The organism is Cytobacillus sp. FSL R7-0680, assembly GCF_038009245.1.
GTDB classification, from domain to species: domain Bacteria; phylum Bacillota; class Bacilli; order Bacillales; family Cytobacillaceae; genus Cytobacillus; species Cytobacillus kochii.
Map to the genome: position 1 here is coordinate 251259 of NZ_JBBPAO010000001.1, position 14787 is coordinate 266045.

General features: G+C 36.1%; 17 protein-coding genes. 13 read left to right on the forward strand and 4 right to left on the reverse strand.

The features are described 5' to 3' along the window. Positions 1 to 6: 6 nt before the first annotated feature. Complete coding sequence (locus tag MKY26_RS01240) at positions 7 to 333, forward strand: YfhH family protein (RefSeq protein ID WP_095370010.1); 327 nt, start codon at positions 7 to 9, stop codon at positions 331 to 333. Positions 334 to 368: 35 nt separating this feature from the next. On the opposite strand, the gene MKY26_RS01245 is transcribed toward MKY26_RS01240, so the two are convergent. Both MKY26_RS01245 and MKY26_RS01250 read right to left on the reverse strand, forming a co-directional pair. Next, positions 369 to 527 (reverse strand): YpzG family protein, encoded by a 159-nt coding sequence (locus MKY26_RS01245; protein WP_095370009.1) that lies wholly within the window; start codon positions 525 to 527, stop codon positions 369 to 371. Between the two features lie 19 nt (positions 528 to 546). Next, positions 547 to 717 (reverse strand): small, acid-soluble spore protein K, encoded by a 171-nt coding sequence (locus MKY26_RS01250; protein WP_095370008.1) that lies wholly within the window; start codon positions 715 to 717, stop codon positions 547 to 549. Between the two features lie 121 nt (positions 718 to 838). Here MKY26_RS01250 and MKY26_RS01255 point away from each other — a divergent pair, with 121 nt between their 5' ends. Next, entirely contained in the window at positions 839 to 1108 is a 270-nt protein-coding gene (locus MKY26_RS01255; RefSeq protein WP_095370007.1) for a YfhJ family protein, read from the forward strand. A gap of 77 nt (positions 1109 to 1185) precedes the next feature. Here MKY26_RS01255 and MKY26_RS01260 read toward each other — a convergent pair whose 3' ends face one another. Further along, entirely contained in the window at positions 1186 to 2166 is a 981-nt protein-coding gene (locus MKY26_RS01260) for a metal-dependent hydrolase (RefSeq protein ID WP_095370006.1), read from the reverse strand. An 86-nt stretch (positions 2167 to 2252) separates the two neighbouring features. Between MKY26_RS01260 and mutY the strand changes: the two genes are divergently transcribed. The 11 genes from mutY (at position 2253) to nikC (ending at position 13529) form a co-directional block, all read left to right on the forward strand. Continuing rightward, the gene (gene mutY / locus MKY26_RS01265; RefSeq protein WP_322910068.1) at positions 2253 to 3359 is read left to right on the forward strand and encodes an A/G-specific adenine glycosylase; all 1107 of its coding nucleotides are present in this window, start codon (positions 2253 to 2255) and stop codon (positions 3357 to 3359) included. Between the two features lie 75 nt (positions 3360 to 3434). Then, positions 3435 to 4187, forward strand: a complete 753-nt coding sequence (gene fabL, locus MKY26_RS01270) for an enoyl-[acyl-carrier-protein] reductase FabL (RefSeq protein WP_341091875.1) — start codon at positions 3435 to 3437, stop codon at positions 4185 to 4187. An 85-nt stretch (positions 4188 to 4272) separates the two neighbouring features. Continuing rightward, on the forward strand, positions 4273 to 4428 hold the full coding sequence (locus MKY26_RS01275) for a gamma-type small acid-soluble spore protein (RefSeq protein WP_224935696.1): 156 nt from the start codon (positions 4273 to 4275) through the stop codon (positions 4426 to 4428). A 163-nt stretch (positions 4429 to 4591) separates the two neighbouring features. Next, positions 4592 to 4858: a YgaB family protein gene (locus tag MKY26_RS01280; protein ID WP_095370003.1), complete on the forward strand. Its 267-nt coding sequence runs from the start codon at positions 4592 to 4594 to the stop codon at positions 4856 to 4858. Positions 4859 to 5119: 261 nt separating this feature from the next. Then, positions 5120 to 5650: a nucleoside tri-diphosphate phosphatase gene (ntdP, locus tag MKY26_RS01285; RefSeq protein ID WP_095370002.1), complete on the forward strand. Its 531-nt coding sequence runs from the start codon at positions 5120 to 5122 to the stop codon at positions 5648 to 5650. 171 nt (positions 5651 to 5821) lie between these two features. Further along, entirely contained in the window at positions 5822 to 7570 is a 1749-nt protein-coding gene (locus tag MKY26_RS01290; RefSeq protein WP_095370001.1) for an ABC transporter ATP-binding protein, read from the forward strand. A gap of 373 nt (positions 7571 to 7943) precedes the next feature. Further along, the gene (locus MKY26_RS01295; protein WP_095370000.1) at positions 7944 to 8936 is read left to right on the forward strand and encodes an ABC transporter ATP-binding protein; all 993 of its coding nucleotides are present in this window, start codon (positions 7944 to 7946) and stop codon (positions 8934 to 8936) included. After that, a complete protein-coding gene (locus tag MKY26_RS01300) occupies positions 8933 to 9916 on the forward strand; it encodes an ABC transporter ATP-binding protein (RefSeq protein WP_095369999.1) in 984 nt (327 codons plus the stop codon). The genes MKY26_RS01295 and MKY26_RS01300 overlap by 4 nt, the downstream gene beginning before the upstream one ends. 17 nt (positions 9917 to 9933) lie before the next feature. Continuing rightward, on the forward strand, positions 9934 to 11532 hold the full coding sequence (locus tag MKY26_RS01305; protein WP_095369998.1) for an ABC transporter substrate-binding protein: 1599 nt from the start codon (positions 9934 to 9936) through the stop codon (positions 11530 to 11532). 79 nt (positions 11533 to 11611) lie between these two features. Then, the gene (locus tag MKY26_RS01310; protein ID WP_095369997.1) at positions 11612 to 12616 is read left to right on the forward strand and encodes an ABC transporter permease; all 1005 of its coding nucleotides are present in this window, start codon (positions 11612 to 11614) and stop codon (positions 12614 to 12616) included. A gap of 19 nt (positions 12617 to 12635) precedes the next feature. Continuing rightward, complete coding sequence (gene nikC, locus MKY26_RS01315; protein WP_233435343.1) at positions 12636 to 13529, forward strand: nickel transporter permease; 894 nt, start codon at positions 12636 to 12638, stop codon at positions 13527 to 13529. Between the two features lie 57 nt (positions 13530 to 13586). Here nikC and MKY26_RS01320 read toward each other — a convergent pair whose 3' ends face one another. Beyond that, on the reverse strand, positions 13587 to 14672 hold the full coding sequence (locus MKY26_RS01320) for an FUSC family protein (protein WP_307317977.1): 1086 nt from the start codon (positions 14670 to 14672) through the stop codon (positions 13587 to 13589). Between the last annotated feature and the right edge of the window lie 115 nt (positions 14673 to 14787).

Consider the following 14787-nt stretch of genomic DNA (forward strand, 5'->3'; position numbering starts at 1 on the left):
TTTACTATGCAAGAAAAAAGGTATAGCCAATTGAGCGAATATGAGCTAAAACAAGAAATTGCTCAATTAAGAGAAAAATCTAGAAAAGCTGAGCAATTAGGAATGGTTAATGAATTCGCTGTACTGGAAAGAAAAACAGTGATGGCTAAGTCGTATTTGCTCAATCCCGATGACTTTATTACAAATGAAATATATGAAATAGAGGGAGATCCAGGCTCTTACTTTAAAATTGATTATATGAATGGCGTTTTTGCTTGGGGTTATCGCTTATCTGGAGATCAAGAGCAAGAAGCTTTACCGATTGCAATGCTCGGCAAGTTGAAAAATCTTTAAAAAGAGGATGACGTATTTATCATCCTCTTTCAGTGTTAAGGGGTTTTTTGTAAAGTTCGCTTGAGCTTAATAAGATTTTGCGTTTGTTGTGTCTCTCCATTTACTTGGTAATGTGCCTTTTTCGGATTGAAATGTCCGGATGCAAACGGACTGTTAAATTCGTTTTCACCAAAGATTTCTTTTTTGTTTACCATGTAAATTAACCCCCTAAGTTTAAAAATCAGTTGTATTGCTATTGCGATTTGATGATGCCTTCATCCGTTCCTGTGGCTGTGTTTGTATCGTTCCATCTGCTCTTTTGGAAGCAAACTCAGCTTTGGCACGTGGTTCACCGTCAAACTTATTGTGGTTCTGATTAGGGAAATGAGCGGCTTTATTACGCATCGTTTTTGCCTCATTTCTAAAAATATTTGCGAAGCGTCATTTATTCAACTTCGCCTATTCATTAGTATAAGCAAATACGTATTTCACACACGGAAAAAATAATTTGGAAGTAGGGTAAAAGATGAATGAATTTCAAAATAAACTTCTTAATCGTTTATTGGAAATAAATGATCAATTGTCTGTTCACATTGCCAGAACATGGATTGAATTGCTTTGGGAGGATTTTGAAGCGACCTATGCGAAGGCAGGAAAAAAATATCAGGGTGAAGAGATGACTGCTAAAGTAGTCAGCCAATGGATTGAAAATCATGGGGCTAAATTACATGAGTTTATCGCAAAAAATCCAAAATATAAGCATTTACTTGAGGAAGATAAAAATAAAATGAATTAAGCCATAAAAGAGAGCTCCCCCGTTCGTTAATAGGAGCTAATGGGGGAGCTTATTTGTTGTGTTTGCACATTTACTGTTTAATTTGTAATAATATCTAATTTCTTCTTCAATTTCTCCTCACTAAATATCCAGCCCGTATATGAGTTGATGATCGTTAAATCCTTGTCTAAATGGGCAACAGCAACAAATGGATAATATTCATTGCTACGATATCTTAAATCGATAAATCTAATTTCTACAATGTTTTCGATTGTCTCAATTTCCCATCTATATACTGGAGAAAAGGAAAGAAAGGCAGAGATATTCTTATCTTTCGTTGCTGCGTTAAAAATCGGTGTTTTTGGTATAGGTACACGCTTAAACTGATCAACAATACGAACTTGACCTCTAAGGGCGCGTCCAACAAAAAAGCTATCTTTATTTTTTATAGCAATTCTCCATTGGTTGTATTTCATAGTTGGTGATATAATGATTTCTGTTGCGTCAGGGATGAGCTTTTGAACTTTCGCTTCAACGGATTTCTTTGCAAAATAACGTAAAATATAATAAATAAATAAAATACAATAAATAACTAGGAATGTATATCCTGGGTCCATTCCGAATATCCACAGAAACAAGCCAAAGACGTGCATGGCAAAAATAAACGGATCAAATGTATTGATCATACCTAATGCTACCCATCTCGATGAAAATGGCCTTAAAGCTTGTGTGCCATAAGCATTAAAAATATCGACAAATACATGTAAAAATACAGCTATAAAGGTCCATAACCAAAGGTGAAAAAGATTTGTTTCCGGAAAAAATAAATAAATAACACCTGTTATTAGTAATGGCCATAGTATCACCGCTGGAATGCTATGAGTAACACCCCGATGATTTCTTATATATGAAGCGTTATTTTTTAATTTTAATATGGTATCGATATCTGGTATTTGTGATCCAATTATTGTACCGACCATTACACTTGCTGCTGTTATTGAACTATTGGCAACAACGGGGTCAAGTGTTGCAAGTCCTCCGAGCGCCAGTCCCATGACTACGTGAGTTCCGGTATCCAAAAGAGGAATTCCTCCTTTTTGTTTTTAATATTTTATTTAGTATATTCCCTAATTAACATAGTTTCAAATCATGGAGGTTAAAAAAAATGAACAATTCTCAACTAAAAGATAATCTTATAGATATTTATGCATTTCAACAGGATTTATTATCTTGGTTTGAAAAAGAGCAGAGAGACCTACCATGGAGAAAGGATAAAGATCCATATAAAGTATGGGTGTCTGAAATCATGCTCCAACAAACAAGAGTCGACACCGTTATCCCGTACTTTTTACGTTTTATGGAGGCGTTTCCTACAGTGAAAGATCTTGCAGAAGCGGAAGAAGAAAAGGTGCTGAAACTTTGGGAAGGTCTTGGTTATTATTCTAGGGCAAGAAATTTACAATCTGCAGTCAGAGAAGTACAGGAACAGTATGACGGAGTAGTACCTAACAATATTAAGGATATTTCTGCATTAAAAGGTGTTGGCCCTTACACTGCTGGTGCGATATTAAGTATTGCCTATGGCGAGCCAGAACCTGCAGTTGATGGCAACGTGATGCGTGTTCTTTCACGTATTCTCATGATCGAGGATGATATCGCTAAAGCTTCAGCGAGAAAAATATTTGAAGCAGCGGTAAGAGAGTTAATTTCTCATGACAACCCATCGTATTTTAATCAAGCTTTAATGGAGTTAGGTGCGCTTATATGTACGCCAACTTCCCCATCTTGCTTATTATGCCCAGTGAGGGATCATTGTCATGCTTTTTATGAAGGTAAGCAAGCGGAATTACCTGTAAAAACTAAAAAGGTGAAAAATAAGCATGTTCAGATTGCTTCCGCCATTCTCTCTAATAGTAAGGGGCAGTTATTAATCCGCAAAAGGCCAAATAAAGGATTATTAGCTAATTTATGGGAGTTTCCTAATGAAGAAATTCATCTTCAAATCGATTCAGATAAACAGCAACTCCAAAATCAATTATCTAAGTCATACGATACGCATTTGAAAATTAAACAGCGTATTGGTCAAATCGATCATGTGTTCACGCATCTTACATGGCATATCAATTTGTATGAAGGGGAAATTCATTCAGTAACCGAAACAGAAAATGTAAAGTTAGTATCCTTAGAAGACATAAAAAAATATCCATTTCCCGTCTCCCATCAAAAAATGTTCAAGCAGTACATGCAGTATAAGGGGATAATGGATGAATGAGATTGTCAATCATAACACAACAAGATAAAATGGGTACGATGGAAGAATTGAACATTGAAAGGAGCAAGTTTTTAGATGAATGAAGGAAAAGTTGCACTAATTACAGGAAGTAGCAGAGGCATTGGCAGAGCTACTGCATTGAGACTTGCACAAGAGGGTTATGATATTGTTTTAAACTATGCTCGTAGTCGTTCACAAGCGGAAGAAGTCGCTCGGGAGATCGAATCATTAGGAAGAAAAGTATTAACAATTAAAGCAAATGTCGGCGATAATGAAAAAATAAAATCAATGTTTGCGCAAATAGATGAAACGTTTGGCCGTTTAGATGTTTTCATTAGTAATGCTGCATCAGGCGTACAAAGACCTATCATGGAACTAGAGGAAACTCATTGGAATTGGACAATGAATATTAATAGTAAAGCGTTGTTATTTTGTGCGAAAGAAGCAGCTAAGTTAATGGAGAAAAATGGCGGTGGAAAGATTGTCAGCATTAGCTCACTAGGTTCTATTCGCTACTTGGAAAATTATACTGTAGTCGGTGTTTCTAAAGCTGCTGTTGAGGCTTTAACAAGATATTTAGCTGTTGAATTAGCACCGAAAAATATATGTGTAAATGCCGTATCAGGTGGAGCAGTGGATACAGAGGCATTAAAACATTTTCCGAATAGAGAAGAGTTATTAGCTGAAGCAAATGAAAAAACGCCAGCAGGTAGAATGGTCTCTATTGATGATATGGTCAACTCGGTCATGTTTTTAGTATCTGATGATGCTAGCATGATTCGTGGACAAACGATAATAGTGGATGGTGGCATCTCATTATTAGTTTGATGTAATATTCGGAATATAATTACTTCGAAAAAAATGGATAATTCCTCTCGCTCTGGTTAAATTAATGAGCGTGGAGGTGATTAGGATGGCTAAAAAGCAAAATCAACAACAACAAAACCAACAACAATATAATCAAGAATTTGCGAGTGAAACAAACGCTCAAGAAGTAAGACAACAAAATCAACAAGCTGAAGCTAATAAGCAAAAAGCGAAAAACCAAAACAACCAAAATCAACAATAGTTCTTCATAAAAGGCGCTCCTTTTTTTCAAAAGGGGTGCTTTTTTATATTTAGTCTTCTTTTATTTCGACAAAAGTTCTATCTCATCAACAATAATCTGCAAAGGAATCGATACAAAAAAGATAGAATAGGTTAGAAAAGACTTTAAAGGCTGGTGTATTTTTATGAAAGAATTTCAAGCATTGGTTGAAGAACAAATGAAAACAATGGATCATTTACTTTATTTGCAAAGTGAAGTGGAGAGATGTCATGAACTTCAAAATGAACTTTCTCGTTTACGCTCTAGAACAGCTGTAAGCGATATTCACAGTGAGATCCAAAAAATGAATGATGAATTAGATGAAATAGTGGCTGTATTCGAACAGCAAACGAATGAAGTTGTGAAATTGTTTCGCAAACAAAATATGAAAAATGCAAAGATTATCGTTTAGTAAACATATGTTAAAGGCAAGAATGATACAATAGGATGAGCATTACATACCCAATTACTGCTGAATCTACCGACAATTAAGCTGTCTTTGTTTTAAAATTCATTTTTTAACGTTATAATAAATAGAAAATAGGATCTGCACTTTGTTACCTTTAATCATCAATCAACTTATCGGAAGCATTATAGAAGGTAATAAGTTTGAGAGGATGTCCTTTTTAATAAAAGGTTCCAAAGCTTCCAGAAAGGAAAGTAGGGGAAAAGAATGGCGGTACCCATAGAAGGTGAACCGGTACAAATTCATAGTTATAAACATAATGGGCACATCCATCGCGTCTGGGAAGAGTCAACAATCCTTAAAGGTACGCAAAACTTAATTATTGGAGCAAACGATCGTACAATGGTTACTGAATCAGATGGTCGAACTTGGATTACGAGAGAACCGGCAATCTGTTATTTTCACTCACAATATTGGTTTAATATTATCGGAATGCTGAGAGAAGATGGCGTGTACTATTATTGTAATTTAAGCTCTCCTTTTATTTACGATGGAGAGGCGGTTAAGTATATTGATTACGATTTAGATATTAAAGTTTTTCCGGATATGACGTTTAATTTATTGGATGAAGATGAATATGAGCGTCATCGGCAAGAAATGCGTTACCCCACACCGATTGATAAAATCTTGTGGGCAAATGTGGACAAGTTGATATTCTTAATCAGACAACGAAAAGGTCCTTTTGCACCGGATTTTGTGGATGGTTGGTATGAAAGATACTTAACTTACCGAAGATAAAATGTTTTATTTGCGCCTGTTGATATGATAAACAACAGGTTTTTATTTGGCATGAAAAATAAATGGTATTATCTTTACATAATGAATATCTAGAAGGCTTGAAGAAGAAATGAATCATGACAATCTGGATAGATTAAAAGATAAATGAACAAAAAGGGTGACAGGCTAAAATTGAACATAATTAAAAGATATATGCATTTTGTTAAGCCGTATCGCCTACAGATTTTCTTAACAATACTAATTGGTATTGTGAAATTTGCAATACCATTGTTAATCCCGCTGTTAATTAAATATGTAATCGATGATATAGTCGGAAATGATGCGCTTACACAACCTGAAAAAATGACACAACTTTTAACGATCATGGGTATGATGTTGATTATTTTTATAATTGTAAGGCCACCAGTAGAATATTATCGACAATATTTCGCACAATGGGTAGCGAGCAAGATTTTATTTGATATTAGAGATAAACTTTTTACTCATATTCAGAAATTAAGCTTTAAATTTTATGCGAATAATCGATCAGGTGAAGTGATATCTAGAATCATAAATGATGTAGAGCAAACAAAGAATTTTGTTGTTACAGGACTGATGAATTTATGGCTGGATATGGCCACCATTATTATAGCTGTTGCAATTATGTTTACGATGGATGTTAAATTGACGATTGTATCGCTTATTTTAATGCCGTTCTATGCATTAAGTGTAAAGTATTTCTTTGGAAATTTACGAAGGTTAACAAGAGATCGATCACAAGCTTTAGCTGAGGTTCAAGGTTATTTACACGAAAGAGTTCAAGGAATGGCCGTTATTAAAAGTTTTGCCACAGAAGATTATGAACAAAGAAATTTCACGAAGCATAACAGTAACTTTTTATCAAAGGCTATTGATCATACAAAGTGGAATGCGAAAGCATTTGCAGTCGTGAATACAATTACTGATATTGCTCCACTCCTAGTAATTGCCTTTGCTGGATATCAAGTAATACAAGGACAAATCACTTTAGGTGTTATGATGGCATTTGTAGCTTATATTGACCGTTTATATAATCCACTTAGAAGGCTAGTCAATTCATCGACAACATTGACACAAGCTATCGCTTCAATGGACCGTGTGTTTGAATTAGTTGATGAAAAATATGATATTGATGATAAAGAAAATGCTATCCCTTGTAGAAATGTAGCTGGCCATATTGAGTTCAAAGATGTTCATTTTAAATATAATAATGAAGATGGTGCTGTTCTTCGTGATATTAATTTAGATGTGAAACAAGGGGAAACCATTGCACTTGTTGGAATGAGTGGTGGAGGAAAATCTTCACTAGTTAGTTTAATTCCCCGCTTTTATGATGTTTCAGGTGGGCGAATATTACTTGATGGTGAAGATATTCGTTCTTTCCAAGTAAGAAGTTTACGAGATCATATTGGTATGGTACTACAAGATAATATTTTGTTTAGTGAATCAGTAAAAGCAAATATATTACTCGGAAAGCCTGATGCTAGTGATGAAGAGGTCATTAGAGCAGCTAAGGCAGCTAATGCACATGGATTTATAATGGATTTGCCTGAAGGGTATGAAACGAAAGTGGGAGAACGAGGAGTAAAGCTTTCCGGTGGGCAAAAACAACGAATTGCTATTGCACGTATTTTCTTGAAAAACCCTCCAATTCTTATATTAGATGAGGCGACCTCAGCATTAGATTTAGAAAGCGAACATCTTATTCAAGAGGCATTAAATGATTTGGCAACGGATCGAACGACGTTTATCGTCGCTCATAGATTATCTACAATCACACATGCCGATCGCATTGTTGTTGTTGAATATGGTGAAATTGTGGAGACGGGCTCACATGAGGAATTAATGGAGAGACAGGGTCATTATTATAAGCTTTTCCAAGTACAACAACTCGAATCGTAATTAGATGGTAACGCTATCGAAATCACATTCATGTAAAATTCTTTTTAGAATTTAGACATGTATGTGATTTTTTAGTTTCTGTTGGCTTGAGTTAGTATCTGAAAACAGGTAGTTCCTAAGATACACTCGAATGTAAATGCAGATAAGGCTTGTGACTCCCGACTCTATAAAATATATAAATTGCTATTTTATTATATTAATAATTGGAAAATTCGGAATTATATTATAAAAAAATAACAAACTAGCGTAATTTTAAAGAATTATAATTATATTTAAATATTTCTGAAAAAACAATAGACTTATTCTTACATATTTTATAAAATATTAAAAAACGGAGGGAGAATGTAGAAGAAACTGATAAAGGGGTGACATAGTGACGCAATCTCCAGTATTAGAGGTAAGAAATCTAGAAACTTCGTTTGTAACTAAAGACGGAGAAGTAACCGCCGTCGATCAGGTAAGTTTTACTATTCATAAAGGAGAGGTAATAGGGATTGTTGGTGAATCAGGTTGTGGTAAAAGCGTAACATCATTGTCTATTATGAAGCTTGTGCCGCAACCACCTGGGAAAATAGTTGGCGGGGAAATACTACTTAACGGTGAGAATATAGTAGGGGCTAATGAAAAGAGAATGAGAGAAATTCGTGGTAATGAAATTGCTATGATCTTTCAAGAGCCAATGACTAGCCTCAATCCGCTTTTTAAAATAGGGGAACAAATGACAGAAGGCATCAAAATACATATGAAAAAGACAAAAAAAGAAGCAAATGAAATCGCACTTAAAATGCTAAAGCTAGTAGGCTTACCAAGGGCAGAGGCGATAATGAAAGAGTATCCGCATCAGTTGTCTGGTGGAATGAGACAGCGGGTAATGATAGCCATGGCACTGTCCTGTAATCCCGAAGTACTAATAGCTGATGAACCAACAACTGCTTTGGATGTAACCATTCAATCGCAAATTCTTGGTCTGATGAAAGAGCTAAATAAAACTTTGCAAACTTCTATTATGATGATTACACATGACCTTGGAGTAGTGGCGCAAATGTGTGAGCGTGTCATTGTAATGTACGCAGGACAAGTGGTAGAAGAAGCAAAGGTAGGAGATTTATTTAAAAACCCAAAGCATCCTTATACACAGGGGTTATTAAAGTCGGTTCCAGATATTAGGGGAGAGCATTCCAGATTATATTCTATTCCAGGCAATGTACCGAAACCAGGCTCAATTACAAAAGGTTGCCGTTTTGCTGAAAGATGTGAATTTGCTCATGAACGCTGCGTAATGGAAGACCCTGTATTGTTTATGGAAGATGGTGAAGAGCATACGGTAAGATGCTTTCTACATGAGAAGAGGAGGGAAGTCTCATGAGTAAAGCAATATTAGAAGTAGAAAATCTAAAAAAATATTTTCCGATTACTGCTGGCGTTTTTAATCGCAAAGTTGCGGATGTAAAAGCAGTAGATGATATTAGTTTTTTTGTTAATGAAGGAGAAACATTAGGAATCGTTGGTGAATCGGGTTGTGGGAAGTCAACAACTGGACGGATGTTGATGAGATTAATTGAGCCAACCGAAGGGAAAATTTCATTTAACGGTAAAGAAATTACGAAATTATCAGATTATGAGATGAGAAAATTGAGAAAAGACATGCAAATGGTCTTTCAAGATCCATTTGCTTCACTCAATCCACGTCACTCAGTCGAACAAATATTAGAAGAACCTTTAATTGTTCATGGGATTGGAGATAAAGCTACACGGAAGAAGCAGGTAAGAGAAATGCTTGAAGTTGTTGGATTAAGTGGTTACCATGCTAAACGCTATCCCCATCAATTTAGTGGGGGGCAAAGACAACGGATTGGAATTGCGCGCGCATTAATGACCAGACCCAAATTAATTATTGCTGATGAACCTGTGTCTGCTCTAGATGTATCCATACAGGCACAAGTATTGAATTTATTAGAAGATTTACAAAAAGAATTCGGTCTGACCTATATATTTATCGCCCATGACCTAGGGGTGATCAAACATATTAGCGACCGTGTAGGAGTTATGTATTTAGGAAGAATGGTTGAGTTAACAACCGCTAAACAATTGTATGATAAGCCACTTCATCCATATACAGAAGCACTTCTAAGTTCCGTTCCGATCCCTGATCCAGAAATAGCTGTTACTCAGGGAGTGCTATCTGGAGATATCCCTAACCCTGCTGATCCACCAAACGGTTGTGCTTTCCATACGAGATGTTCAAAATGTATGGAGATTTGTAAGCAAGAACGACCACTTTTGCAGGAAATAGAAGATGGACATATGGTGGCTTGCCATTTATATGAGAAAGAGATTGCAAATTAGAAGGGAGAGAATGAAGAATGAAGAAAAAGAAAAGTTTTTGGCTACTTATTGTATTAATGGTTAGTACCCTTATTTTTGCTGGATGTAATAGTTCTACGTCAGGTGATAATGGAGATGAAGGCGGAGAAGCAGATGAAGGGAGCACTGGAGGAACACTTGTCTTTGGTCGAGGAGGAGATTCAACTTCTCTTGACCCAGCAATTACAACTGAAGGTGAAGCTTTTAAAGTAACGAAAAATATTTTTGAAACGCTTGTTGAATTTGGTGAGCAAGATACGGAGCTTCATCCTGGTCTAGCAACAGATTGGGAAACAAGTGAAGATGGGTTGACTCAGACACTTAAACTACGTGAAGGAGTTAAGTTCCATGATGGAACAGATTTTAATGCGGAAGCTGTCGTATTCAACTTCGAACGTTGGATGGCAGGGAATAAAGAACAATTCTATTATTACAATTCTCAATTTGGAGATAAGGTTGATAGTGTAACAGCAGTTGATGATTATACGGTTGAAGTCAAGTTAAATACAGCAATTGCACCGTTCTATAAAAACTTAGCGATGTCACCATTTGGTATCGCCAGTCCAACAGCCATTGAAGAGCATGGTGATAAATTCCTTGAAAACCCAGTTGGAACGGGTCCATTTAAATTTCAAGAATGGAAAAGAAATGACAGAATCACAATCGTAAAAAATGAAGAGTATTGGGATGAAGGTTTACCAAAATTAGACTCAGTCATTTTCAGATCTATTCCTGAGAACTCTGCAAGACTAAACGCTTTAGCTTCAGGAGAAGTTGATTTAATTGATGGTGTGAATTTCAGCGACGTCCAACAAATTGAAGATAATCCAGACCTACAAACATTTGAGAGACCGACAATGAATGTTGCTTATGTTGGATTAACGAATACGAGAGGTCCTTTACAGGAAAAGTTAGTCCGTCAAGCACTTAACCATGCGGTGAATAAAGAAGAAATCATCGATGCATTCTATGCTGGCGCAGCGGACCCAGCTGTAAATCCAATGCCACCGGTAATCTCTGGTTATAATGATGAAATTGAAGACTATCCATACGATCCAGAAAAAGCAAAAGAATTACTTAAGGAAGCTGGATATGAAGACGGATTTGAGATGGAATTATGGGCAATGCCAGTTCCAAGACCATATATGCCGGACGGCCAAAAAATAGCTGAAGCCCTACAAGCTGATTTTGCTGAAATTGGCGTTAAAGCTAAGATTGTTTCATATGAATGGGGAACATATTTAGAAAAAGCTAATAATGGAGAAGCTGATTCATTCTTACTTGGATGGACAGGTGATAATGGTGATGCAGATAACTTCTTGTATGTATTATTAGATGAAGATGCCATCGGTTCAAATAACTACACTTACTACAAAAACAGTGAAGTACATGATTTATTATTAGAAGCGCAAGCAACTACTGATCAAGCGAAAAGAGATGAGTTATACAAACAAGCACAAGTAATTATAAAAGAAGATGCACCATGGATTCCGCTTGTACATTCACGTCCTATTTTAGCTGGGAAATCTAATATTAAGAATTTCCTACCACATCCGACAGGGTCTGATTTGCTTTCACATGTGGAGGTCAGTCAATAAATCAATAGAGATAGAAAAAGGGAGTGGCACACTCCCTTTTCTATTCATCTGATAATAATGTAGTAATAGAGGTGAGAAGATGTTTACTTACACAGTTAGGCGGTTAATTGCATTAATACCCGTTCTATTAGGTTTATCACTGATTGTTTTTCTAATGATTCGTGCAATTCCCGGTGATCCAGCTCAAATCATATTAGGGCAATTAGCTACGGAAGAGGCGATAGAGGCCTTAACGCAACAGCTCGGGTTAGATCAACCGTGGTATATTCAGTACTTTACATATTTGGGAGATTTATTGACTGGTGATTTGGGAGAATCAATCAAAACCAATACAGCGATAAATCAGGAAATTTGGCCATACTTAGCAGCAACTTTAGAGTTATCCTTTTGCGCAATGTTAATTGCCATTTTTATAGGGGTTAATGCTGGTATCATAAGTGCATGGTTTCAGCATTCTTGGTTTGATTACATAGCGATGATTTTAGCACTGATCGGTGTTTCTATACCTATTTTTTGGTTAGGTTTGATGGAACAATGGTTCTTCTCTATTCAGCTTGATTGGTTACCGACATCTGGAAGGGAAGAGGTAAGGAACCCTGTTACATCTATAACAAATATATATTTAATAGATACATTGATTCAAGGTAGGTTTGATCAATTTGTTGATGTGTTACGTCATTTAATATTGCCAGCGTTTGCTTTAGCTACAATTCCAATGGCCATCATTGCTAGAATAACGAGATCTTCAATGTTAGAGGTAATGAAATCTGACTATATTAGAACAGCAAGAGCTAAAGGAATAAGAATGTTTTGGGTTGTGTACAAGCATTCATTAAAAAACGCAGTGATTCCTGTTCTTACTGTGATAGGTTTGCAAACAGGATTATTGTTAGGTGGTGCGATTCTTACCGAAACGATATTTAGTTGGCCGGGTATGGGCAGATATATTTACGATGCGATTAGTGCGAGAGATTATCCTGTCATTCAATCTGGAATATTAGTGATTGCATTTATATTTGTCATGATTAATTTATTCATAGACTTATTGTACGCTGCAATCGATCCGCGAATTAATTATCGTTAAGGGAGGAATAGACGTGGAAGTGTCAGTAAATAATAAACCACCTATTCAGCCAAAAAATAATGAAGATAAAGTACAATCGCCTTGGGTGGAGGCGTTACAAAGCTTCATGAAAAACAAAATTGCCTTAGTCGGTACAGGGATTGTTGTATTTTTTATACTGTTAGCCATTTTTGCACCATTCATTGCGCCACAGGGCATTAATGAGCAGAATATGGCAAATAGGCTTCAAGCCCCATCAGCGGAACATTGGTTTGGAACTGATGATTTTGGGAGAGATATTTTTTCGCGAGTGATTTTTGGGGCGAGAATATCGTTATGGGTTGGTTTTTTAGCGGTAATGGGTTCGGCTGTTGTGGGTTCTTTATTAGGGATTATTGCGGGGTATTACGGGAGATGGATCGATACGATTATCTCTAGGATTTTTGATATAATGCTTGCTTTCCCAAGTATTCTTTTGGCAATTGCTATTGTGGCCGTCTTAGGACCATCACTGCAGAATGCATTAATTGCGATAGCTGTTATTAATATTCCTAATTTTGGGAGGTTAATTCGTTCAAAAGTTTTAAGTGTTAAACAAGAGGAGTATATTGTAGCCGCGAAGGCAGTTGGGATGAAAAATAATCGAATTCTATTTAGGCATGTACTTCCCAATAGTATGGCACCTATTATCGTTCAAGGAACTCTGGCAATTGGTACGGCTATTATTGAAGCAGCAGCTCTAGGGTTCTTAGGTTTAGGAGCAGAGGCACCAAATCCGGAATGGGGTAAAATGCTTTCAGATGCAAGAGTGTTACTTATCCAAGCACCGTGGACAATGATATTCCCTGGCATAGCCATTATGTTAACAGTTCTCGGCTTTAACTTAATGGGGGATGGATTAAGAGATGCCTTAGATCCGAGGATGAAGAATTAGAAAAATTTAGAGGAAAAGAGGCTATCGGAGATTTTATATCCGGTAGCCTCTTATTGATTATTGTTCGTCAACGGCTTCATCTAATGTTAAAGAAGAGTCTTCTTTATGGAACTTTTGAAAGCTACTAATAAGGCAATTCAATCGTTCCACTTGTTCATTATAATCCATCATTGCAGATACAATATGCATAGTATGAGCTAATTCTACCTGCCCATCATCTGAAATGAGATGTTGTTGTTCTAAAAAGAGCGTGAAAAGTTCCTTTCTGCTTAAAGTAATATCGCCTTCTTCAAAAACGACTTCCGGTCGAACTTTCCCAATAAATTTTAATACCGCATGTTCATGATAATGAGTAATAATATCCAATTGTTGCTGGATAAGGTGTTGAAAATCTTCCGGCATTTCTGCTAAATCATTCTCAAAGCGATGCATCTTTGTTAAAGTATCTAGAGCTTTTTTATTCGCGGCATTCATTTGCCGGTAAATGACTAATTTTCTCGGTTTGGAATGGTTCTTCTTTTTAAAGTAATTACGTTCTTCTTTATATAAAGAAAAAAGCGTATCAATCTTTGTTAATCCTTCTTGCATGGTCCGTATATCATTCTTTAATAAATGATGTTCAGAGGCATGCCTTATATTTAAGCGAATCCACTTTGTAATTTCTTCGGTTAGATTAGAAATCTTTACATATAACTTCTTCTCATATTTCGGTGGAATAAACACCAGATTAACAATAAATGCAGAAAATATCCCGAGGATAACTGTCGAGAACCTAAGAATGGCAAACTCAGTAAAGGTATCTCCTGGTGTGACCATAATCGCTACCATTGTAACGAGTGATAAACCAATAGTGTTATCAAGTTTTAATTTTAAATTAATCGTAATAACCACTATTGCTGCTAAACCGATAATGAGAATTTCATGACCAAATAATAGTACAAATAATACCGCGATTACTGCTCCGATTATATTTCCTTGAATTTGTTCAAGTACAGATAAATAAGAACGATAAATCGTTGGTTGCAGTGCAAAAATAGCTGCAATCCCTGCAAAAACAGGAGATGGGAGTTGAAAAAGTTCTGCTAAAAATAAAGATAGTATGATTGCGATCCCCGTTTTCAGAATGCGGGCGCCAAGCTTCATATTTAAATAATCCTTTCTGCTCAATCATTAGTATGGCTGTCATGATAAACACCCACTCTTACTTTATACGTTTTTTTTCTTTATTAAACAATTATGTACTATACATGGATATTAG

Coding starts and splice junctions, on each gene's coding strand:
- MKY26_RS01240 (WP_095370010.1), top strand. CDS start 7: ATGCAAGAAAAAAGGTATAGCCAATTGAGCGAATATGAGCTAAAACAA.
- MKY26_RS01245 (WP_095370009.1), bottom strand. CDS start 527: ATGGTAAACAAAAAAGAAATCTTTGGTGAAAACGAATTTAACAGTCCG.
- MKY26_RS01250 (WP_095370008.1), bottom strand. CDS start 717: ATGCGTAATAAAGCCGCTCATTTCCCTAATCAGAACCACAATAAGTTT.
- MKY26_RS01255 (WP_095370007.1), top strand. CDS start 839: ATGAATGAATTTCAAAATAAACTTCTTAATCGTTTATTGGAAATAAAT.
- mutY (WP_322910068.1), top strand. CDS start 2,253: ATGAACAATTCTCAACTAAAAGATAATCTTATAGATATTTATGCATTT.
- fabL (WP_341091875.1), top strand. CDS start 3,435: ATGAATGAAGGAAAAGTTGCACTAATTACAGGAAGTAGCAGAGGCATT.
- MKY26_RS01275 (WP_224935696.1), top strand. CDS start 4,273: ATGGCTAAAAAGCAAAATCAACAACAACAAAACCAACAACAATATAAT.
- MKY26_RS01280 (WP_095370003.1), top strand. CDS start 4,592: ATGAAAGAATTTCAAGCATTGGTTGAAGAACAAATGAAAACAATGGAT.
- ntdP (WP_095370002.1), top strand. CDS start 5,120: ATGGCGGTACCCATAGAAGGTGAACCGGTACAAATTCATAGTTATAAA.
- MKY26_RS01300 (WP_095369999.1), top strand. CDS start 8,933: ATGAGTAAAGCAATATTAGAAGTAGAAAATCTAAAAAAATATTTTCCG.
- MKY26_RS01305 (WP_095369998.1), top strand. CDS start 9,934: ATGAAGAAAAAGAAAAGTTTTTGGCTACTTATTGTATTAATGGTTAGT.
- MKY26_RS01310 (WP_095369997.1), top strand. CDS start 11,612: ATGTTTACTTACACAGTTAGGCGGTTAATTGCATTAATACCCGTTCTA.
- MKY26_RS01320 (WP_307317977.1), bottom strand. CDS start 14,672: ATGAAGCTTGGCGCCCGCATTCTGAAAACGGGGATCGCAATCATACTA.